Origin of the sequence: Streptomyces sp. NPDC006512 (genome assembly GCF_040611935.1) — a bacterium.
Classification (GTDB): domain Bacteria; phylum Actinomycetota; class Actinomycetes; order Streptomycetales; family Streptomycetaceae; genus Streptomyces.
Genome location: NZ_JBEXPG010000034.1, coordinates 63,806 through 84,468, shown reverse-complemented (window position 1 = coordinate 84,468; position 20,663 = coordinate 63,806). Strand labels below are relative to the sequence as shown.

Genomic DNA, 20,663 nt, shown 5'->3' with positions numbered 1-20,663 from the left:
CCCGCCCGGTGGGCCCTGACGCCGGCCCGCACGGCCCAGGAGTACGTGACGAGGGCCATGGCGGCCACCAGGGCGATGTTCGCCCGCCCGGGATGGTGCCGCGGCCGCCGAAGCCGGCGGAGCCGAGCCAGGACAGGTCAGGGGGCGGAGGACCCTCGCGGCGGGCGGCCGGAAGGGGCGGGGCGGGCCGGGCTTGGCGCGGCGGAAGACGCGAAGGGACCGAGTCCGGCATCCGCCGGGGACAGTGGTCATGAAAAGGGCCCGGCCCTGTGGAGAACACGGCCGGGCCCTGCCCGCTCGCTACAGCGTCGGGTACAGCGGGAACTTCGCGGCGAGCGCCGAGACGCGCGCCTTCAGGTCCTCGGCGTCGTAGGCCGGCTTCAGGGCCTGCGCGATGATCTCGGCGACCTCGGTGAAGGCCTCGGCGTCGAAACCGCGGGTGGCCAGCGCCGGCGTGCCGATCCGCAGGCCCGAGGTCACCATCGGCGGCCGCGGGTCGTTCGGGATGGCGTTCCGGTTGACCGTGATGCCGACCTCGTGGAGGCGGTCCTCGGCCTGCTGGCCGTCGAGCTCCGAGTTGCGCAGGTCCACCAGGACCAGGTGCACGTCGGTGCCGCCGGTGAGGACGTCCACGCCCACGGCCTTGACGTCGTCCTGGACCAGGCGGGCGGCGAGGATCTTCGCACCCTCCAGGGTGCGCTCCTGGCGCTCCTTGAACTCGGGCGAGGCCGCGACCTTGAAGGAGACGGCCTTGGCCGCGATCACGTGCTCCAGCGGACCGCCCTGCTGGCCCGGGAAGACCGCGGAGTTGATCTTCTTGGCCAGCTCCTGCGTCGACAGGATGACACCGCCGCGCGGACCGCCGAGGGTCTTGTGCGTGGTGGTGGTGACGACGTGGGCGTGCGGCACCGGGTTCGGGTGCAGACCGGCGGCGACCAGACCGGCGAAGTGCGCCATGTCGACCATCAGGTACGCGCCGACCTCGTCCGCGATGCGGCGGAAGGCGGCGAAGTCCAGCTGGCGCGGGTACGCGGACCAGCCGGCGACGATCAGCTGCGGCTTGGACTCCTTGGCGAGGCGCTCGACCTCGGCCATGTCCACCTCGCCGGTCTCGTCGACGTGGTACGGGACCACGTTGTAGAGCTTGCCGGAGAAGTTGATCTTCATGCCGTGGGTCAGGTGACCGCCGTGGGCCAGGTTCAGGCCCATGATCGTGTCGCCCGGCTTCAGCAGCGCGAACATCGCGGCGGCGTTCGCCTGCGCGCCGGAGTGCGGCTGGACGTTCGCGGCCTCGGCGCCGAACAGCGCCTTGATCCGGTCGATCGCGATCTGCTCGACGACGTCGACGTGCTCGCAGCCGCCGTAGTAGCGGCGGCCCGGGTAGCCCTCGGCGTACTTGTTGGTCAGGACCGAGCCCTGGGCCTCCATGACGGCGACGGGAGCGAAGTTCTCCGACGCGATCATTTCCAGGGTCGACTGCTGGCGCACGAGCTCGGCGTCGACGGCGGCGGCGACGTCCGGGTCGAGCTCGTGGAGGGGGGTGTTCAGTACAGACATCGAGATCCCCTGGGGTGTCAGTTGTCGGAGTGGGTGAGCGCGGCGTACTCCTCGGCCGAGAGCACCTCGCTGGGCTCGGCCGAGAGGCGCACCTTGAACAGCCAGCCACCCTCGAACGGGGCCGAGTTCACGAGGGCCGGGTCGTCCACGACGTCCTGGTTGGCCTCGACGACCTCGCCGGAGACGGGGGAGTACAGGTCGCTGACCGACTTGGTCGACTCCAGCTCGCCACAGGTCTCGCCCTCGGTGACGGTATCGCCGACCGCGGGGAGCTGGGCGTAGACGACGTCACCGAGCGCGTTGGCCGCGAACTCCGTGATGCCGACCGTCGCGACGCCGTCCACGGCGTCCGACAGCCACTCGTGCTCCTTGGTGTAACGCAGCTGCTGGGGGTTGCTCATGACCTGATTCTCCTGGATGCGGGGGAGTGGATACGAACAGCGGTCTCGGGTACTGAGACGCGGCCGGACGGCTTCCCGTACGGCTGGTGCACGGCTCGGCCGTGTGCGGAACTACTTCTGCCGCTTGTAGAACGGCAGGGCCACGACCTCGTACGGCTCATGCGTACCGCGAATGTCGACGCCCACGCCGGAGGTGCCGGGCGCGGCGTGCGCCGCGTCGACGTACGCCATCGCGATCGGCTTGCCCAGCGTCGGGGAGGGGGCGCCCGAGGTGACCTCGCCGACGACCTGGCCGTCGGCCACGACCGGGAAACCGGCGCGCGGGACGCGGCGGCCCTCGGCGATCAGGCCGACCAGCTTGCGCGGCGGGTTCGTGGCGGCCTTCTCGGCGGCGGCCTCCAGCGCGGCGCGGCCGACGAAGTCGCCCTCCTTCTCGAACTTCACGACCCGGCCCAGGCCCGCGTCGAACGGGGTGAGGGAGGTGGTCAGCTCGTGCCCGTACAGCGGCATGCCCGCCTCCAGGCGCAGCGTGTCGCGGCACGACAGTCCGGCCGGGACCAGGCCGACGCCCGCGCCCGCCTCGGTCAGCGCCTGCCACAGCGCGACGGCGTGCTCGGGGGAGACGAACAGCTCGAAGCCGTCCTCGCCGGTGTAACCCGTACGCGCGATCAGCGCGGGGACGCCCGCGACGGTGCCGGGCAGGCCGGCGTAGTACTTCAGGCCGTCCAGGTCGGCGTCGGTGAGGGACTTCAGGATGCCGGGGGACTCCGGGCCCTGGACGGCGATCAGCGCGTACGCGTCGCGGTCGTCACGGACCTCGGCGTCGAAGCCGGCGGCGCGCTCGGTGATCGCGTCCAGCACGACCTGGGCGTTGGAGGCGTTGGCGACGACCATGAACTCGGTCTCGCCGAGGCGGTAGACGATCAGGTCGTCCAGGATCCCGCCGTCCTCCTGACAGATGTGCGTGTAGCGGGCACGGCCGACGCCGACGGTGGAGATGTTGCCGACCAGCGCGTAGTCCAGCACCTTGACGGCCTCGGGGCCGGTCAGGGTGATCTCGCCCATGTGGGACAGGTCGAACAGGCCGGCGCGGGTGCGCACGGCGTTGTGCTCGTCGCGCTCGCTGGCGTACCGCAGCGGCATGTCCCAGCCCGCGAAATCGGTCATGGTCGCACCGAGCGAACGGTGCAGCGCGTCGAGCGCGGTCAGGCGGGGGGCAGTGCTCATGGGTGTGGCTCCCGGGTCCCAGGGCATGACATGACGAGGACGATCCTCCCCATCTGTCATCGGAACCTGAGAGGTTCGCCGGGAGTTCCCGCGCGTACGGGGGAAATTCCACGGCTTGCACCTTGGGTGGAGCACGCGCCGACGGCCGTCGGGGGACGGTCGTGTCGCGGCTCGCTTTTCAGATCTGCCTCATCCACGCGGTACGGGGCCTGAGAGATTCAAGGGAGGTACTTGCTCCTTCGGCGCCCGCGCACGGCCTTGCGGCCCTGCCGGGACTCTCCCGCGCGGATTCAAGCGGCCGGTATGCAGTTGGTGTCCAGATGGCGCACATCATTGCACGGGACGTCCGGGAGCGGGCGGCGGGGCCCGCAAGAACGTACGAGCGGAACCGGGACCGCCGGATTACCGTCTCTTTACACTCAGTGGGCACGGGGCTTTCGCGGCCCGATTTCGGGGGGAGACACTGTGCGGAGATTCGGACTCATGACCACCACGGGAACAGTCGACGGGGTACCGGCCCAGCGGGGCCGCGGGGCGGACCCGCGCGTCCTCGTCGAAGGCGCCGGACCGGTCCGTGACCTGCGCGGACCCGCCGTGTGCGTACCGCAGCGCCTCGGTTTCCCGGCCGGGGACATCGTCGTGGTCTCCGGGCTGCCCGGCGGTGGCAAGAGCACCCTGATCAAGCGGGCCGCCCCGGGGGGTGGCATCGACTCCCAGGACGCCCGCGAGCGCTGGGAGCACCGGATGCCCGCCGCCCTCCCCTACGCCGCGTACCGGCCGCTCGTCCGCGCCGCCCACTACTGGGGCCTGTGGCGCAAGCTCGGCTCCGGCGAATCCGTAGTGGTCCACGACTGCGGGACCCAGAGCTGGGTCCGGGGCCTGCTCGCCGCCGTCGCCCGCCGCCGGGGCGGCTCCCTGCACCTGCTGCTGCTGGACACCACCGCCGAGGAGGCCCTCGCCGGGCAGGCGGCGCGGGGGCGCCGCGTGTCCGCGTACGCCTTCGCCCGGCACCGCGGCGCCGTCCGCCGGCTGCTGCGGGAGGCGGAGGCCGGTCGCCCGCCGGCCGGGTGCGCCTCCGCGATCCTGCTGGACCGCCGCTCGGCCGCCGCCGTGACCTCCATCGCCTTCCACGGCTGACTCCGCTTCCCCGGCCGGCTCCGGCCGGCGCGCCCCTTGCCGATAGCCTCGGCAGCACATCGGCGGGACATACGGAGGGCAGGGGCACATGCAGGGCAGCGGCTGGCCGGCGAACGAGTTGGAGCAGGTGCTCGGGGCGGCGCTCGGGCAGACGGACGCCGGGGAGCGGATCCTGGAGGTCCTCGGGCGCAGCCCGGTCTGGGTACCGCTGCCCCAGGGCGGCAGCCCCGAGCAGGGGAGCCTCGACCTGCCCACGATGCTGATCGGCGGGGAGGCGTACGTCCCCGTCTACAGCTCCGAGGCACAGTTCCGCTTCTGCGCCGGGCCCGGCATGGCCTTCGCCGTCGCCCCCGCCGTGGAGTTCGCCCGCGGCCTGCCCCCGCAGCTCGGCATCGCCGTGAACCCGGAGGGGGCCGTCGGGGTGCCGCTGCCCCCGGCCGCCGTCGCCGAGCTGTGCCGCACGGGACGGACCCCGCTCGACGGCCCGGCCACCGGCGGGCGCGTCCGGCTCTTCGAGCCCGACTGGCAGGAGGACCCGGTCGACTTCCTGGCCGCCGCCGCGGAGGAGTTCCGCGCCACCGGGGTGGTCGCCGCCGCGTACCGCTGCCTGGCCAGCGTGGAGGGCGGGGCCCCCGAGCTGTACGTCGGTGTCCGCCTGGTGGGATGGGATCCCGAGGTCCGGGCCGCCCCGCTGGAGGCCCTCGGACGGGCCCTGGCCCGCGTACCGGCGCCCTGGCCCGTGCAGTTGATCCTCCTCGACGCCGCCGAGGACCCGGTCACGGAGTGGATTCGTGAGCGCGTACGCCCCTTCTACCTCCCGTAGCGCCGCTTAAGCTGGTTGGTACGTGTGGACGACGGGCGGACGAAGAGGGGTACCGGGTGAGTGCGTCAGGCACGGCCGCGGCCGGGCAGGTCGAGCACATGCTGCGCCAGGTGACTCCCGGGCGCTATGAGAGCTACGAGTCATTCCTGCACGCCCTCGCGGAGGGCCGGCTGTGGATGCTGCTGTGGCAGGGGCAGCCGGGCTCGCCGGACGCCCAGTACGGCGGCATGGAGGTCGAGGGCCTCGGCTACGCGCCCTGCGTGACCTCCCCGCAGGAACTGGCCGCGAGCGGCTGGAACCGCGGCTACGAGGTGGTCACCGGCCGGGACATCGCCCGCGCCCTCTACCCGGACCGCTGGGGCCTGTGGGTCAACCCGCACGCCCAGGGCGGCGGGCTCGGCGTGCCCTGGGCCGACCTGCGGCGCGTCGCCACCGGCCTGGACCGGATGCCGGCGGGCCCGCTGCGGCTCTCCGAGCCCTCCCTGGAGCTGCCGCAGTTCTACGGGCTGCTGACCCGCCACGCGCACCGCACGCCCGCCGTGCGCTCGCTGCGCCGCGCCTGGGTGCAGCCCTCGCTGGGGTCGGCGTACCTGGCGGTGGGGCTCGACCTCTACGACGCCTCCGCGCCCGCGCTGGAATCCGTACGGGAGATGATGCGGCAGTCGGTCGGGGCGGTGCCCGAGGGGGTGCCCGTGTGCACGGTCGCGCTGGCCGACGAGCACGACCCGGTGGCGATGTGGCTGCGCGCGCAGACCCGCCCGTTCTACGACCGGGAGGGCCAGGCGGCGGTCTACTAGGACCGCCGACGAACCGGGCGGGACGCTCCGAGGGGCGTTCACCGGGTCACCTACAGGGAAACCGGGCACCTGCCCGGACTCTGGGACGGACATGTCCGGCGACATCGGGCCGCCGGGAACCACGGTTCCCGGCGGCCTTCGCCTTGTCCGGATTTCATCACTGATGGGCATCCAATTGGCATGGTAGTCCTGCGAGTTGGGCGTGATGTCCGTTTGCGTACCGAACGGCCGGTCTTGCTCCGCTCAGCCGCCAGCGGAGTCCGGATAACGGGAACCCACGCGTCAGATCACGGTTGCGCATCCATTCATCTGCGGGTCTGGCGGCTGGTCGAGCGCCCGATGAAGACTCCCCACCCAAGAGCCGGTCAGTCCTCCAGGACCCGGTTCGGTACGTGGACTTCGCTTGTTGTTTCGCACGGCACTTCCCGCACTTTCCGCACTTCAGCTGCTCCGCACCCGCACTCCGCACGCGTTCTGCGTGTACCACGCACTCCGAGCGCCACTCCGCACCAACGCCGCCACAGCGGCGGGCATGGGCCGGCTACCCGTCGGCCGAGAGGGGTCCCCACCACGATGACGGCACCACTGCACGACACGAGCGCGGAAACACCCGCACCCGTGTCCGTAGCCGACGTCCCTGCCAAGGCCATCGAAGGCCGCTCGCCCGGTCGCATCGCCTGGATGCGGCTCAAGCGTGACAAGGTCGCGCTGACCGGCGGCGTGGTCGTGATCCTCCTGATCCTGGTGGCGGTCTTCGCGCCGCAGATCGTGAGCCTGCTGGGCCACCCGCCCAACGAGTTCCACGAGGACATGATCGACCCGGACCTGGGCACGCCGATCGGTTCCTTCGGCGGCATGAGCTCCGAGTTCCTGCTGGGCGTCGAACCCACCAACGGCCGCGACGTGTTCAGCCGGATCGTCTACGGCGCCCGCATCTCGCTGGTCGTCGCCTTCCTGGCGGCCTTCGTGTCGGTCCTCCTCGGCAGCTTCCTCGGCGCGCTGGCGGGCTTCCTCGGCGGCTGGGTCGACGGCCTCATCAGCCGCCTCATGGACCTGCTGCTGGCCTTCCCCCAGCTGCTGTTCACCATCGCCCTGGTCTCGGTCGTCCCCAACTCCCTGCTGGGATTCGAGGGTTCGGGCGTCCGGATGGGCGTGCTGATCGTCGTCATCGGCTTCTTCGGCTGGCCGTACATCGGCCGCATCGTCCGGGGCCAGACGATCTCCCTCCGGGAGCGCGAGTACGTCGAGGCCGCCCGCAGCCTGGGAGCCGGCCGCGGCTACATCCTGGTCAAGGAGCTGCTGCCCAACCTGGTGGCGCCGATCCTCGTCTACTCGACGCTGATCATCCCGACCAACATCCTGACGGAGGCCGCCCTCAGCTTCCTCGGTGCCGGCGTCAAGCCGCCCACCGCCTCCTGGGGAAAGATGCTGTCCGACGCCATCCCCATCTACCAGGACGACCCCATGTACATGGTGGTCCCGGGTATCACGATCTTCATCACCGTCCTGGCGTTCAACCTCTTCGGGGACGGGCTGCGTGACGCACTCGACCCCAAGGGCAGCTGAACCGCTTCTCGATTCACCCACCTATGGAGGTTGGACAACCGTGATCCGCAGAAAGCAGGCACTCGCGATCACCGCCGTGATCGCCGCCCTGTCGCTGACCGCCGCGTGCGGTGGCGACGACGGCAAGACCGAGGGCAAGGCCGGTGACGGCGGCGCCGCGTTCAACGCCGCCACCACCGGCGTCGTGAACCCCTCGGACGCCAAGGGCGGCGAGCTGAAGCTCTGGTCCCCGCAAGACGTCGACTACCTCGACCCGGCGCGTGCCTACTACGGCTTCGTGTGGAACATCCAGCGCCTCTACGTGCGCCAGCTGCTCGCCTACGACAGCAAGCCCGGCAAGGACGGCACCAAGCTGGTCCCGGACCTCGCCGAGGCCCTGCCGGTCCTGAGCAACGACGGCGAGACGTACACCGTCAAGATCAAGGACGGCGTGAAGTTCGAGGACGGCTCGCCGATCACCTCGAAGGACATCAAGTACGGCATCGAGCGCGTCTTCGCGCAGGACGTCCTGTCCGGCGGTCCGACGTACCTGATCGACCTCCTCGACCAGGGCCAGAAGTACCCCGGCCCGTACAAGGACACCGACCCGAACAAGATGGGTCTGAAGTCCGTCGAGACGCCGGACGACAAGACGGTCGTCTTCAACCTGGCGAGCGCCAACTCCGACTTCAGCTACCTGCTGGCCATGCCGTCCTCCTCGCCGGTCCCGGCGGCCAAGGACACGGGCGCCACCTACACCAACAAGCCGCTGTCCACCGGCCCCTACAAGGTGGAGAGCTTCACCGCGGGCAAGGGCGCGACCTTCGTCCGCAACGAGAACTGGGACCCGAAGACCGACACGATCCGCAAGGGTCTGCCGGACAAGGTCTCCTTCACGGTGACGACCAACCCGGACGACATGGACCAGCGCCTGCTGTCCGGTGACATCGACCTCGCGGTCGACGGCACGGGCATGCAGCAGGCCGGCAAGAACAAGGTCCTCAAGGACGAGAAGCTCAAGAAGAACGCGGACAACCCCTTCACCGGCTACATCCGCTACTTCGCCTTCCCGCAGACCGTCGCGCCGTTCGACAACGTCGAGTGCCGCAAGGCCGTCATCTACGCGGCCGACCCGAAGTCCCTGCAGACCGCCCGCGGCGGCCCGACCAGCGGTGACCTCGGCGCCAACATGCTGCCGCCCGGCATCCCCGGCTCGGACAAGTCCTTCGACCCGTTCGGCCTGACGAAGGGCGAGCCGCAGGAGGCCAAGGCCAAGGAGGCCCTCAAGGCCTGTGGCAAGCCCGACGGCTTCGAGACCACCATCGCCGTGCGCAACAACCGCGCCCCCGAGGTGAAGAGCGCCGAGTCCCTCCAGGCGGCCCTCGCCAAGGTCGGCATCAAGGCGACGATCGACCAGTACGACGGCAAGCTCTCCTCCTCCACGATCGGTTCGCCCGAGAACGTGAAGAAGAAGAACTACGGCATCATCGTCATGGGCTGGGGCGCCGACTACAACTCCGGCGCGGGCTTCCTCCAGCCGCTGGTCGACGGCTCGTTCATCCTGCCGAACGGCAACAACAACTACACCGAGCTGAACGACCCCGAGGTCAACGGGCTGTTCGACAAGGCCGCCTCCGCCGCCACGCCCGAAGAGGCCGCGCCGTTCTACACGGACATCAACAAGAAGGTCATGGAGAAGGCGCTCTACCTGCCGATCAACTTCGACAAGGCCTTCGTCTACCACAACCCGCGCCTGACCAACGTCTACTTCAACGACTCCATGGGCAAGATCGACCTTGCCACGGTGGGTATCGCCGCCAAGTAGTCGCACGGCCTGGTCAAAGCAACTCAGCACGCAAGTAAGTGCCTTCACCGCACATGCGCTAGTCCGAAGGGCAGGTGAAGGCCGCAGGCGGTGGCCGCCGTCCCCACGAGGGACGGCGGCCACCCGCCCCGGGCGGCCGACTGCAGTGCTCGTCTACCTCATACGGCGGCTGTTCAACGTCGCCGCCACGCTGCTGGTGGTCTCCGTGGTCACCTTCGGCATCTTCTTCGCGGTCCCGAAGCTGACCGGCAGCGATCCCGCGCTCATGTACGCCGGCCGCGAGACCAACGAGACCGCCCTGGCGGGCATCCGCGTGAAGATGGGCTTCGACAAGCCCATCTCCGAGCAGTACCTGCTCTTCCTCAAGGGCATCTTCGTCGGCCGCGACTACGACGGCGGCACCGATGTCACGCACTGCGCGGCGCCCTGCTTCGGCTACTCCTTCAAGACCGAGGCCCCCGTCTGGGAGACCATGCTCGACCGCATGCCGGTCACCCTCTCGCTCGCCCTCGGGGCGGCCGTGATCTGGGTCATCGCCGGTGTCGCCACGGGCGTCGTCTCCGCGCTCAAGCGCCGCACGGCCATCGACCGGACCGTCATGGTCGGCGCCCTCGCCGGCGTCTCCCTGCCGATCTTCTTCACCGGCATGGTGGCCCCCGCGATCTTCGTCTACGGCCTCGGCTGGCTGGACGTGTCCAACTACCAGCCACTCACCGAGGATCCACTGGCCTGGCTCAACAGCCTGATCCTGCCCTGGATCACCCTGGCCTTCCTCTTCGCCGCCACCTACGCCCGCATCACCCGCGCCACGATGCTGGAGGTCCTCGGCGAGGACTACATCCGCACCGCCCGGGCCAAGGGGCTCAAGGAGGGCGTGGTCATCCGCAAGCACGCCCTGCGCTCCACGCTCACCCCGATCGTCACGATGTTCGGCCTCGACCTCGGCGGACTCCTCGGCGGCGCGGTGCTCACCGAGACGACCTTCAACTTCCAGGGCCTCGGGACCGCCGCCGTGGCCGCCATCGGCGCCGGCGACCTCCCCGTGATCATGGGAGTCACCCTGCTCGCCGCGCTCTTCGTGGTGATGGCCAACCTGATCGTGGACCTGCTGTACGCCGTCATCGACCCGCGCGTGAGGCTGACGTGACCGAGACCCCTGCCTCCACCCCCACCAGCTCCGGCGGGCCCGCCTTCGTGCCCGAGCAGGCCGGACCACGGGACGGCGCCTACCTCTCCGTACGCGACCTGCGGGTGCACTTCCCGACCGACGACGGCCTCGTCAAGTCCGTCGACGGGCTCTCCTTCGACCTGGAGCGCGGCAAGACCCTCGGCATCGTCGGCGAGTCCGGCTCCGGCAAGTCGGTCACCTCGCTGGCCATCATGGGCCTGCACCGCACCGGCAACGCCCGCAGCCGCCCGCACATCTCCGGCGAGGTCCGCCTCGACGGAGAGGACCTCGTCGCCGCCGACGCCGACCACGTGCGCAAGCTCCGCGGCCGCAAGATGGCGATGGTCTTCCAGGACCCGCTCTCCGCGATGCACCCGTACTACACGGTCGGCTCGCAGATCGTGGAGGCCTACCGCACCCACCACCAGGTCGACAAGAAGACCGCCCGCAAACGGGCCGTCGAGATGCTCGACCGGGTCGGCATCCCGGAGCCGCACCGGCGCGTGGACGCGTACCCCCACGAGTTCTCCGGCGGCATGCGCCAGCGCGCGATGATCGCCATGGCGCTCGTCAACAACCCCGAGCTGCTCATCGCGGACGAGCCGACCACCGCCCTGGACGTCACCGTCCAGGCGCAGATCCTGGACCTGATCCGAGACCTGCAGAAGGAGTTCGGCTCCGCGGTCATCATGATCACGCACGACCTGGGCGTGGTCGCCGAGATGGCCGACGAGATCCTCGTGATGTACGGCGGCCGGTGCGTCGAGCGCGGCACCGCCGAGAAGGTCTTCTACGAGCCCCGGCACCCCTATACCTGGGGCCTGCTCGGCTCGATGCCCCGCATCGACCGCGACCAGACCGAGCGCCTCATCCCGGTCAAGGGCTCGCCGCCCAGCCTCATCAACATCCCGAGCGGCTGCGCCTTCAACCCGCGCTGCCCCTACGCCGACGTCCCCAAGGGCGGCATCACCCGCACCCAGCGGCCCGAGCTCGTCCAGGACGACAGCCGGCACTGGTCCGCCTGCCACATGTCGCAGGACGAGCGGACCCGGATCTGGACCGAAGAGATTGCGCCGAAGCTGTGACCGACATCAAGAAGGACTCCGCGCAGACCGCCACGAAGGACCCCGAGGCGGAGCCGCTGCTGAAGGTGACCGGGCTGGTCAAGCACTTCCCCATCAACAAGGGGCTGCTGCGCCGCCAGACCGGGGCCGTCAAGGCCGTCGACGGCATCGACTTCGACGTCCGCCGCGGTGAGACCCTCGGCGTCGTCGGCGAGTCCGGCTGCGGCAAGTCCACGATGGGCCGGCTGATCACCCGCCTGCTGGAGCCCACGGGCGGCACCGTCGAGTTCGAGGGGCGCGACATCACGCACCTCGGGGTCGCCGGAATGCGGCCGCTGCGCCGCGACGTCCAGATGATCTTCCAGGACCCGTACGGCTCGCTGAACCCGCGCCACACCGTCGGCACGATCGTCGGGGCCCCCTTCAAGCTCCAGAAGGTCACCCCCGAGGGCGGGCTCAAGAGCGAGGTGCAGCGGCTGCTGTCGCTCGTGGGCCTCAACCCCGAGCACGTCAACCGCTACCCGCACGAGTTCTCCGGCGGTCAGCGCCAGCGCATCGGCATCGCCCGGGCCCTCGCCCTCAACCCGAAGCTGGTCGTCGCCGACGAGCCGGTCTCCGCGCTGGACGTGTCGATCCAGGCCCAGGTGGTCAACCTGCTGGACGACCTCCAGGAGGAGCTCGGCCTCACCTACGTGATCATCGCGCACGACCTCTCGGTCATCCGGCACGTGTCGGACCGCATCGCGGTGATGTACCTCGGCAAGATCGTGGAGCTGACCGACCGCAAGTCGCTCTACGAGACCCCGATGCACCCGTACACCAAGGCGCTGCTGTCGGCCGTGCCGGTGCCGGACCCGCGGCGGCGCGGCGCCAAGAGCGGCCGCATCCTGCTCAAGGGCGACGTGCCCTCGCCGATCTCCCCGCCGAGCGGCTGCCGGTTCCACACCCGGTGCTGGAAGGCCACGCAGATCTGCACGACGCAGGAGCCGCCGATGCTGGCCCTCGCCACCGGCCACCAGGTGGCCTGCCACCACCCCGAGAACGCCCCGGACCAGGCTCCGGGCGACAAGGCTCTGCCCGGCGCGGCGGACGCGGTGGTGACGGTCTCGGAGTAGCGGACGAGACCTGCGCCAACGCCGGAGCGGGGCTCCCGGGACACGTTCCGGGAGCCCCGCTCCGTTCGCGCGTCCGTTCGCCCACCCGTCGCCGGGCGACAATGGCCGGGTGCTCCACGATCTCTTCCCGCCCGGTGTCCAGCACGCGCTGGACCTCGCGGGCATCTTCGTCTTCGCCACCGCGGGCGCACTGCTCGCCGTACGCAAGAACTTCGACGTCTTCGGCATCGCCGTGCTCGCCCTCGTCACCGCCCTCGGCGGCGGTCTGCTGCGCGACCTGTGCATCGGCGCCGTCCCGCCGGCGGCCTTCGGGGAGCTGAGCTTCTTCGTGACGCCCCTGATCGCCGCCGCGCTCGTCTTCTTCCTGCACCCCGAGGTCCAGCGGATCAACCGGGCCATCAACGTCTTCGACGCGGCGGGCCTCGGCCTGTTCTGCGTGACCGGCACGACCAAGGCCTACGAGTACGGCCTCGGGCTGACCGCCTCAGCCGCCCTGGGCCTGGCCACGGCCGTCGGCGGCGGCGTCCTGCGCGACGTCCTCGCCAACGAGGTGCCCTCGCTGCTGCGCGACCGGGAGATGTACGCCGTCCCCGCCGTCGTCGGAGCCGCCATGGTGGCCCTCTTCATCGCCTTCGACATGCTGAACGCCGTGACGACCGGTCTCGCGATCGTCACCACCTTCGTGCTGCGCCTGCTCGCCATGCGCTACCACTGGCGGGCGCCGCTGGCCTGGAACCGCCGCTCGTCGGTGGCCGAGGAACCGTAGGCCGCGGGCGTCGGGGCACGGGCCGGGCGGCCGGGAGCGGGGCCGGGAGCGGGGGAGAAAACAAAAGCTACCGCTTAGTAGCCTCCCGGTGTACCGTCGTTTCCATGTCATACGCAGCGGCCCAGGCATCCATCGGCGACAGCGAGTTCGACCGCGACACCACCGTCTCCCCCCGCGCGGGAGAGCCCGGGGTGTACGACGCGGAACTCTCCGCCGGGTGGACGATCATCACCGCCGTCAACGGCGGCTACCTGCTGGCCCTGGTCGGCCGGGCCCTGTCGGCGGCCCTGCCGCACCCGGACCCCTTCACCGTCTCCGCCCACTACCTGACCTCCTCGGTGCCCGGCCCCGCCGTCATCCGCACCCAGGTCGTCCGGGTCGGCCGCACCCTCTCCACCGGCCAGGCCTCGCTGTTCCAGTTCGACGAGAACGGCGCCGAGATCGAGCGCATCCGCGTCCTCGCCTCCTACGGCGACCTCGCCGCGCTGCCCGACACCGTGCAGACCGCAGCGCTGCCGCCCGCCTTCCCCGCCTACGAGGACTGCTTCGGCGCCGAGGCCGGCCCCGCCCCCATCCCCGGCAGCTCCGCCATCGTCGACCGCCTCCGGCTGCGGCTGGACCCGGCCACCGCGGGCTGGGCCGTCGGCGCGCCCTCCGGGAAGGGCGAGATGCGGGCCTGGTTCGAGCTGGCCGACGGCCGCGACGCCGACCCGTTCTCGCTGCTGCTCGCGGTGGACGCCCTGCCGCCGACCGCCTTCGACCTCGGGCTGGTGGGCTGGGCCCCGACCGTCGAACTGACCACCCACATCCGCTGCCGCCCCGCCCCCGGGCCGCTGCGCGTCGCCATCACCACCCGCAACATGGCCGGGGGCTTCCTGGAGGAGGACGCCGAGGTCTGGGACTCCGCGGACCGCCTCGTGGCCCAGTCCCGCCAGCTCGCGCGCGCACCGCGGTAGGCACCCGGCCGAAATCCCGCCGGACGGCGCCGCCGCGCCGGGCGCGCGACGTCCGGCGCGGCATGCCCGCCCGCCGGTGCCCGGCGTCCGGCGTTCGGTGCCCGGTGCGTTGCGCGGAGGCGGCCCGGGGCACGGGACGGCGGGGCCGGACGGTTTCCGCCGCCCGCTGGGGAGCCGGGGTCCGGGGGACTCGTAGAATCGGGGGATCATGGCCTACCTCGACCACGCCGCCACCACCCCGATGCTGCCGGAGGCCGCTGCGGCGATGACCGCGCAGTTCGCCGCCACGGGTAACGCGTCCTCCCTCCACGCCGCCGGCCGCCGCGCCCGCCGCACCGTCGAGGAGGCCCGCGAGGCCCTCGCCGAAGCGCTGGGCGCCCGGCCGAGCGAGGTGGTCTTCACGTCGGGCGGCACGGAGGCCGACAACCTCGCCGTCAAGGGCCTGTACTGGTCCCGCCGCGACGCCGAACCCTCCCGGACCCGGATCCTCGCCAGCCCCGTCGAGCACCACGCCGTCCTCGACGCCGTGCACTGGCTCGCCGAGCACGAGGGCGCCCGGGTCGAGTACCTGCCCGTCGACCGGCACGGGCGCGTGCACCCCGAGGTGTTCCGCGAAGCCGTCGAACGCGACCCGGACGACGTGGCCCTGGCCACCGTCATGTGGGCGAACAACGAGATCGGCACCGTCATGCCGGTCCGTGAACTGGCCGCCGTCGCGCGCGAGTACGGCATCCCCCTGCACTCGGACGCCGTCCAGGCCTTCGGGCAGCTCGACGTCCGGTTCGGTGACAGCGGCCTCGCCGCCATGACCGTCAGCGGCCACAAGATCGGCGGCCCGTACGGCATCGGGGCGCTGCTGCTGGGCCGCGACCAGAGCCCCGTCCCCGTGCTCCACGGCGGCGGGCAGGAGCGGCACGTCCGCTCCGGCACCCTCGACGTCCCCGCCGTCGCCGCCTTCGCGGTGGCCGCCGTGCTCGCCGCCGAACGGCGGGAGCGGTTCGCGGCGGAGGTCGGCGCCCTGCGCGACGACCTGATCGCCGCCGTACTGGACGCCGTACCCGACGCCGTTCTCGGCGGCGACCCCGCCGACCGGCTCCCGGCCAACGCCCACTTCAGCTTCCCCGGCTGCGAGGGGGACTCCCTGCTGCTGCTCCTGGACGCGCAGGGCATCGAGTGCTCCACCGGCTCCGCCTGCACCGCGGGCGTCGCCCAGCCGAGCCACGTCCTGCTGGCCACCGGCACCGACCCACAGCTGGCCCGCGGCACGCTGCGGTTCTCCCTGGGCCACACCTCCACGAAGGAGGACGTCGCCGCCGTGGCCGCCGCCATCGGCCCGGCGGTCGCCCGAGCCCGCACGGCCGGCCTCAGCTAGCCACACCCCCCACGAGGGCGCCCGGTCGGCTCCGGGCCCCTCGCGGGGAGCCCAGTCTCCGGTCAGAGGTACTCGCGGGCGAACTCCACCGCCCACTCGACCGCCGCCACCGGGACGCCGTCCGATCGCGGGTCGATGGTCAGGCGTGCGGCCTCCCAGCCCTGGTCGTGGTCGCGGTGGATCGCGAAGCGGGCCCCCTCCTGCGCGCCCGGCGCTCTCACGGCGAACTCGATCGCCCGGTCGTCGCCGTCCGTCCCGACCGTGCCGATCGTCATGCCTGCGACTTCGAAGTCCACTGCCCCGCGCCCCTCGTGTAGATACCGTCCGAGAGGTCCAGCCTCCACCCCGGGACTGACAGCCGCATGAGTGCGCGTACTCAGCCGGTCTTCTCGGGGCCCAGCGCCTCGCGGACCATGCGGACGTAACGGTCCCAGTCCCAGTGGCGGCCCGGGTCCGTGTGGTCGGCGCCCGGCACCTCGGAGTGCCCCACGATGTGCTTGCGGTCGACGGGTATCCCGTAACGGCGGCAGACGTCCGCCGCGAGCTTCGCCGAGGCCGTGTACATGGCGTCCGTGAAGTCCTGCGGGCGGTCCACGAAGCCCACGTGCTCGATGCCGACGCTGCGCTCGTTCATCGAGCGGTTGCCCGCGTGGAAGGCCACGTCCAGCTCGCGCACCATCTGCTCGATGTGACCGTCCTGGCGCACTATGTAGTGCGCCGACGCCTTGTGCCAGGGGTTCTTGAACGCGTCCACCGAGGAGGCGAAGCCGCCCTGCGTGACGTGCACCACGATCCGGTCCACCCGGTAGTCGTCCGGCCGGTCGGCCAGCCGCCAGTTCGCCGGCGACGCCGCCGTCCAGTTCGCCCCCGCGTGATCGAGCTCACCCTCCTTGCGGGGCTTGGACACCCCCGGCAACAGCCACCAGGCCCGCCCGATCTCCTCGCGCCCCGCGACCGCCGCCGCCGCGACGACTCCCAGCCCGCCGAAGAGCACCGCCCTGCGGGTCCGGCCCGGCCGTTTCCCGCCCTTGTCCGTCTGCTCGGTCATGTGATCCACCCCCCACAGCCGATAACGCGCTGTGACCCCGCCCGGTTCCCCGTACCCTGGACGGTGCTATGACTGAGAACCTGCCGCGCACCGCCCGCCCCCTTCGCGTCCTGGCCGCCATGTCCGGCGGCGTGGACTCCGCCGTCGCCGCCGCCCGCGCGGTCGAAGCCGGGCACGACGTCACCGGCGTCCACCTGGCGCTCTCCGCGAACCCGCAGTCCTTCCGGACCGGCGCCCGCGGCTGTTGCACCATCGAGGACTCCCGCGACGCCCGCCGCGCCGCCGACGTCATCGGCATCCCCTTCTACGTCTGGGACCTCGCCGAGCGCTTCCGCGAGGACGTCGTCGAGGACTTCATCTCCGAGTACGAGGCCGGGCGCACCCCGAACCCCTGCCTGCGCTGCAACGAGAAGATCAAGTTCGCGGCGCTCCTCGACAAGGCCCTCGCCCTCGGCTTCGACGCCGTCTGCACCGGTCACTACGCCACCGTCGTCCTGAACGAGGACGGCTCCCGCGAGCTGCACCGCGCCTCCGACATGGCCAAGGACCAGTCGTACGTCCTCGGCGTCCTCGACGAGAAGCAGCTGGCCCACGCCCTCTTCCCGCTCGGCGACACCCTCACCACCAAGGAAGAGATCCGCGCCGAGGCCGAGGAGCGGGGCCTGGCCGTCGCGAAGAAGCCCGACAGCCACGACATCTGCTTCATCGCCGACGGCGACACCCAGGGCTTCCTCGCGAACCGCCTCGGCAAGGCCGAGGGCGACATCGTCGACGAGACCGGTGAGAAGGTCGGCACCCACGAGGGCGCCTTCGGCTTCACCATCGGCCAGCGCAAGGGCCTGCGCATCGGCCACCCCGCCGCCGACGGCAAGCCGCGCTACGTCCTCGACATCTCGCCGGTGAACAACACCGTCACCGTGGGCCCCGTCGAGGCCCTCGACGTCAGCGCCCTCACCGCGATCCGCCCCCGCTGGTGCGGCGCCGTGGCCGCCGCCCCCGGCACCTACACCGCGCAGCTGCGCGCCCACGGCGGCGAGACCGAGGTCTTCGCCGAGGTCGTGGACGGCGAGCTGCGCGTCTCCTTCACCGAGCCGGTCCGCGGCGTGGCCCCCGGCCAGGCGATCGTGCTCTACGACGGCACCCGCGTGGTCGGCTCCGCCACCATCGCCACCACCACGCGGGCCGCGGCCGCCGTCTGAGGCGGCGCGGCGGGCTTCGTACGGCTCAGACCACCGTCAGGACGATCTTGCCGGTGGTCCGGCCGAGCTCGCCGATCTCGTGGGCCTTCGCGGCCTGCTCCAGCGGCAGCACCGTGTCCACCAGGGGCCTCAGCAGCCCCGCGTCGGCCAGCGCGGCGATGCCCTCCAGGCCCTTGAGGTCCGGGTCGACCAGCAGCCAGACGGCGCGCGCCGTGCCGGCGTCCGCCGGTACGGAGTCCGGTCCCGGCAGGGAGATCAGGTGGCCGCCGGGCTTCAGCACCTTCAGGGAGCGCTCGGCGGTCCCGTCGCCGAGGGCGTCGATCACCACGTCCACCTCGGAGACCGCCTCCGTGAAGTCCTGCTCCCGGTAGTCGATCAGCTCGTCGGCGCCCAGCCCGCGCAGCAGCTCGTGCTTGGCCGCGCTCGCGGTGCCGATGACGTACGCGCCGCGCGCCTTGGCGATCTGCACCGCCAGGTGCCCCACGCCGCCCGCCGCCGCGTGGACCAGTACCCGCTGCCCGGCCGTGACGCCGGCGGTGTCCACCAGCGCCTGCCACGCGGTGAGGGCCGCCAGCGGCAGCGCGGCCGCCTGCACGTGGTCCAGGGAGGCGGGCTTGCGGGCGAAGTGCCGGGCCGGGGCCACCACGTACTCGGCGTAGGCGCCCGCCTGTCGCGGGAAGAGCGGCATCCCGTACACCTCGTCGCCCGCGCTGTGCAGGGTCACGCCGGGGCCGGCCGCCTCGACCGTGCCGGAGACGTCCCAGCCGACGATCGGAGTCTCGCCCCAGCTGATCAGGGCCCCGCTGGCCCGGGTCTTCCAGTCGACCGGGTTCACGCCGGCCGCGTGCACCCGGACCAGGACCTCGCCCAGCCCGGGTTCCGGGCGCTCGATCTCCCGCTCGACCAGGGTCTCGGGGCCGCCCCACTCGTTCACGACCATCGCGCGCATGTCAGTCCGCCTCATTCCGTCCGATTGCGTCCGTACCGGGCAGTTCCCCGGCGACGTGTCCCAGATTCGGACACGGCGCCGACCCGTGGTATTGGCCGTCCGGCCACTATGTGACAGGATCTGGCCATGAGCGAGGCGCGTACGGAACCGACGGCAACCGCGGGACCGACCGGGCGGAGCGGCACCGACGGCCGCCACCTGGTCGCGGTCCTCGCCCTCCCGGGCTTCCCCCCGTTCGAGCTGGGCATCCCCTCCCGGGTCTTCGGCAGCGCCGTGGACGAGGACGGAGCGGCCCTGTACGAGGTCGTCGTCTGCACCGCCGACGGCGGCCCGGTGACGAGCGACTCCGGATTCGCCATCCAGCCCGCCGCCGGGCCCGAGGCCCTCGCCGCCGCCGACACCGTGATCATCCCGCCCACCCACGCCATGCCCGAGCTGAGCCTCGGGGGACCGCTGCCGCCCGAGGTGGCCGCGGCGATCGCCGGCATCCGCCCCGGCACCCGCCTGGTCTCCATCTGCAGCGGCTCCTACGTGCTCGCCGCCGCCGGGCTCCTCGACGGCCGCCCCGCGACGACCCACTGGAACCTCGCCCCCGAGTTCCGCCGGGCCTACCCCCGCGTCCTCGTCGACGAGGAGGTCCTCTTCGTCGACGACGGGGACGTCCTGACCTCCGCCGGAGTGTCCGCCGGCGTCGACCTGTGCCTGCACCTGGTCCGCCGCGACCACGGCGTCGCCATCACCAACCGCGCCGCCCGCATGTGCGTCGTACCCCCGTGGCGGGACGGCGGGCAGGCCCAGTACATCGACCGCCCCGTCCCCGAACCCACCGTCGCCACCACCACGGCCACCCGCGCCTGGGCCCTGGAACGCCTCGCCGAGCCCATCGCCCTCGCCGAACTCGCCGCCCACGCCCGGATGAGCCTGCGCACCTTCACCCGGCGCTTCCGCGACGAGGTCGGCATGACCCCCGTGCAGTGGCTCACCGCCCAACGCCTCGAAATCGCCCGCCACTTGCTGGAGTCCAGCGACCTGCCGGTCGACCTCGTGGCCCACCGCGCCGGCTTCGGCTCCGCCAACTCCCTGCGCCAGCACATGCGTGCCGCCCTCGGCGTCTCCCCGATCGCCTACCGCCGCACCTTCCAGCCGCACGGCCCGGCCGCCCCCGCCCCCGCCCCTGCCCCCGTCCCGACCTGACCTGACATGACCTCCGAGGTCATCGACCCGGGGGGTACCCCCTCGGGCACGATGGGACCAGCGGCCCGGAGCGCCGGGCCCGCCCGCAGACAGGGGAGACCGTCATGACCGCGTACGCCATCGCCCACATACGCCCCGAGGCCGTGAACGAGGACATCCTCCGCTACATCGAGGAGATCCAGCCGAGCATGGAGCCCTTCGGCGGCCGCTTCCTCGTCCACGGAGCCGAAGTCGAGGTCCTCGAAGGCCCCTTCCCCGGCACCATCGTGATGGTCGGCTTCCCGGACATCGAGCGGGCCCGCGCCTGGTACGCCTCGCCCGCCTACCAGGCGATCCTGCCCCTGCGCACCGACCACATCCAGGGCCAGGTCGTCCTGGTCGAGGGCGTTCCCGCCGACTACGACGCCCGCAAGACCGCCGCCGCGCTGCGCGCCGAAGCCGGCCTCTGACACGGACGGCCGGGCCGCCTGCGCCACGGGCGGCCCCCGGCTCCCGGCCGGGGCCGCGGAGCGCCCCCGCG

20 protein-coding genes and 1 riboswitch are annotated in these 20,663 nt (G+C 71.9%); of the genes, 14 read left to right on the top strand and 6 right to left on the bottom strand.

Annotated features, from left to right (window positions below):
- Window positions 1–300: 300 nt before the first annotated feature.
- The 3 genes from glyA to gcvT all read right to left on the bottom strand — a co-directional run bounded on the left by glyA (window position 301) and on the right by gcvT (window position 3,185).
- On the bottom strand, window positions 301–1,557 hold the full coding sequence (glyA, locus tag ABZZ17_RS23725) for a serine hydroxymethyltransferase (RefSeq protein WP_356878311.1): 1,257 nt from the start codon (window positions 1,555–1,557) through the stop codon (window positions 301–303).
- Between the two features lie 17 nt (window positions 1,558–1,574).
- Window positions 1,575–1,958: a glycine cleavage system protein GcvH gene (gene gcvH / locus ABZZ17_RS23720; protein ID WP_356878310.1), complete on the bottom strand. Its 384-nt coding sequence runs from the start codon at window positions 1,956–1,958 to the stop codon at window positions 1,575–1,577.
- Between the two features lie 111 nt (window positions 1,959–2,069).
- A complete protein-coding gene (gene gcvT, locus ABZZ17_RS23715; protein WP_356878309.1) occupies window positions 2,070–3,185 on the bottom strand; it encodes a glycine cleavage system aminomethyltransferase GcvT in 1,116 nt (371 codons plus the stop codon).
- 188 nt (window positions 3,186–3,373) lie between these two features.
- Window positions 3,374–3,478: riboswitch (glycine riboswitch) on the bottom strand.
- A 190-nt stretch (window positions 3,479–3,668) separates the two neighbouring features.
- On the opposite strand from gcvT, the gene ABZZ17_RS23710 reads away from it, so the two are divergent.
- The 11 genes from ABZZ17_RS23710 to ABZZ17_RS23660 all read left to right on the top strand — a co-directional run bounded on the left by ABZZ17_RS23710 (window position 3,669) and on the right by ABZZ17_RS23660 (window position 15,753).
- Complete coding sequence (locus ABZZ17_RS23710; protein ID WP_356878308.1) at window positions 3,669–4,322, top strand: AAA family ATPase; 654 nt, start codon at window positions 3,669–3,671, stop codon at window positions 4,320–4,322.
- A gap of 88 nt (window positions 4,323–4,410) precedes the next feature.
- Window positions 4,411–5,145, top strand: a complete 735-nt coding sequence (locus ABZZ17_RS23705) for an enhanced serine sensitivity protein SseB C-terminal domain-containing protein (protein ID WP_356878307.1) — start codon at window positions 4,411–4,413, stop codon at window positions 5,143–5,145.
- Between the two features lie 56 nt (window positions 5,146–5,201).
- Window positions 5,202–5,942 carry an enhanced serine sensitivity protein SseB C-terminal domain-containing protein gene (locus ABZZ17_RS23700; protein ID WP_356878306.1) on the top strand — a complete coding sequence of 247 codons (741 nt, stop codon included), beginning with the start codon at window positions 5,202–5,204 and terminating at the stop codon, window positions 5,940–5,942.
- Window positions 5,943–6,515: 573 nt separating this feature from the next.
- Entirely contained in the window at window positions 6,516–7,508 is a 993-nt protein-coding gene (locus tag ABZZ17_RS23695) for an ABC transporter permease (protein WP_356878305.1), read from the top strand.
- A gap of 40 nt (window positions 7,509–7,548) precedes the next feature.
- Complete coding sequence (locus ABZZ17_RS23690) at window positions 7,549–9,312, top strand: ABC transporter substrate-binding protein (protein WP_356878304.1); 1,764 nt, start codon at window positions 7,549–7,551, stop codon at window positions 9,310–9,312.
- A 145-nt stretch (window positions 9,313–9,457) separates the two neighbouring features.
- Window positions 9,458–10,459, top strand: a complete 1,002-nt coding sequence (locus ABZZ17_RS23685) for an ABC transporter permease (RefSeq protein WP_281208050.1) — start codon at window positions 9,458–9,460, stop codon at window positions 10,457–10,459.
- 47 nt (window positions 10,460–10,506) lie between these two features.
- Window positions 10,507–11,565 carry an ABC transporter ATP-binding protein gene (locus tag ABZZ17_RS23680; RefSeq protein WP_356878326.1) on the top strand — a complete coding sequence of 353 codons (1,059 nt, stop codon included), beginning with the start codon at window positions 10,507–10,509 and terminating at the stop codon, window positions 11,563–11,565.
- Entirely contained in the window at window positions 11,562–12,659 is a 1,098-nt protein-coding gene (locus ABZZ17_RS23675) for a dipeptide ABC transporter ATP-binding protein (RefSeq protein ID WP_356878303.1), read from the top strand. Before ABZZ17_RS23680 ends, ABZZ17_RS23675 begins: the two co-directional genes overlap by 4 nt.
- 109 nt (window positions 12,660–12,768) lie before the next feature.
- On the top strand, window positions 12,769–13,425 hold the full coding sequence (locus ABZZ17_RS23670; RefSeq protein WP_356878302.1) for a trimeric intracellular cation channel family protein: 657 nt from the start codon (window positions 12,769–12,771) through the stop codon (window positions 13,423–13,425).
- A 104-nt stretch (window positions 13,426–13,529) separates the two neighbouring features.
- The gene (locus ABZZ17_RS23665; RefSeq protein ID WP_356878301.1) at window positions 13,530–14,381 is read left to right on the top strand and encodes a thioesterase family protein; all 852 of its coding nucleotides are present in this window, start codon (window positions 13,530–13,532) and stop codon (window positions 14,379–14,381) included.
- A 208-nt stretch (window positions 14,382–14,589) separates the two neighbouring features.
- Entirely contained in the window at window positions 14,590–15,753 is a 1,164-nt protein-coding gene (locus ABZZ17_RS23660) for a cysteine desulfurase family protein (RefSeq protein ID WP_356878300.1), read from the top strand.
- A gap of 62 nt (window positions 15,754–15,815) precedes the next feature.
- On the opposite strand, the gene ABZZ17_RS23655 is transcribed toward ABZZ17_RS23660, so the two are convergent.
- Together ABZZ17_RS23655 and ABZZ17_RS23650 are read right to left on the bottom strand one after the other, a co-directional pair.
- The gene (locus tag ABZZ17_RS23655; protein ID WP_356878299.1) at window positions 15,816–16,049 is read right to left on the bottom strand and encodes a hypothetical protein; all 234 of its coding nucleotides are present in this window, start codon (window positions 16,047–16,049) and stop codon (window positions 15,816–15,818) included.
- A gap of 80 nt (window positions 16,050–16,129) precedes the next feature.
- The gene (locus ABZZ17_RS23650) at window positions 16,130–16,801 is read right to left on the bottom strand and encodes an N-acetylmuramoyl-L-alanine amidase (RefSeq protein ID WP_356878298.1); all 672 of its coding nucleotides are present in this window, start codon (window positions 16,799–16,801) and stop codon (window positions 16,130–16,132) included.
- 68 nt (window positions 16,802–16,869) lie between these two features.
- Here ABZZ17_RS23650 and mnmA point away from each other — a divergent pair, with 68 nt between their 5' ends.
- Complete coding sequence (gene mnmA, locus ABZZ17_RS23645) at window positions 16,870–18,000, top strand: tRNA 2-thiouridine(34) synthase MnmA (RefSeq protein WP_356878297.1); 1,131 nt, start codon at window positions 16,870–16,872, stop codon at window positions 17,998–18,000.
- Between the two features lie 25 nt (window positions 18,001–18,025).
- Here the strand turns inward: mnmA and ABZZ17_RS23640 are convergent, their stop codons facing one another.
- A complete protein-coding gene (locus ABZZ17_RS23640) occupies window positions 18,026–18,949 on the bottom strand; it encodes an NADP-dependent oxidoreductase (RefSeq protein WP_356878296.1) in 924 nt (307 codons plus the stop codon).
- A 126-nt stretch (window positions 18,950–19,075) separates the two neighbouring features.
- On the opposite strand from ABZZ17_RS23640, the gene ABZZ17_RS23635 reads away from it, so the two are divergent.
- Both ABZZ17_RS23635 and ABZZ17_RS23630 read left to right on the top strand, forming a co-directional pair.
- On the top strand, window positions 19,076–20,143 hold the full coding sequence (locus ABZZ17_RS23635; protein ID WP_356878295.1) for a helix-turn-helix domain-containing protein: 1,068 nt from the start codon (window positions 19,076–19,078) through the stop codon (window positions 20,141–20,143).
- Between the two features lie 104 nt (window positions 20,144–20,247).
- Window positions 20,248–20,592 (top strand): DUF1330 domain-containing protein, encoded by a 345-nt coding sequence (locus ABZZ17_RS23630; RefSeq protein WP_356878294.1) that lies wholly within the window; start codon window positions 20,248–20,250, stop codon window positions 20,590–20,592.
- Window positions 20,593–20,663 lie beyond the last annotated feature (71 nt).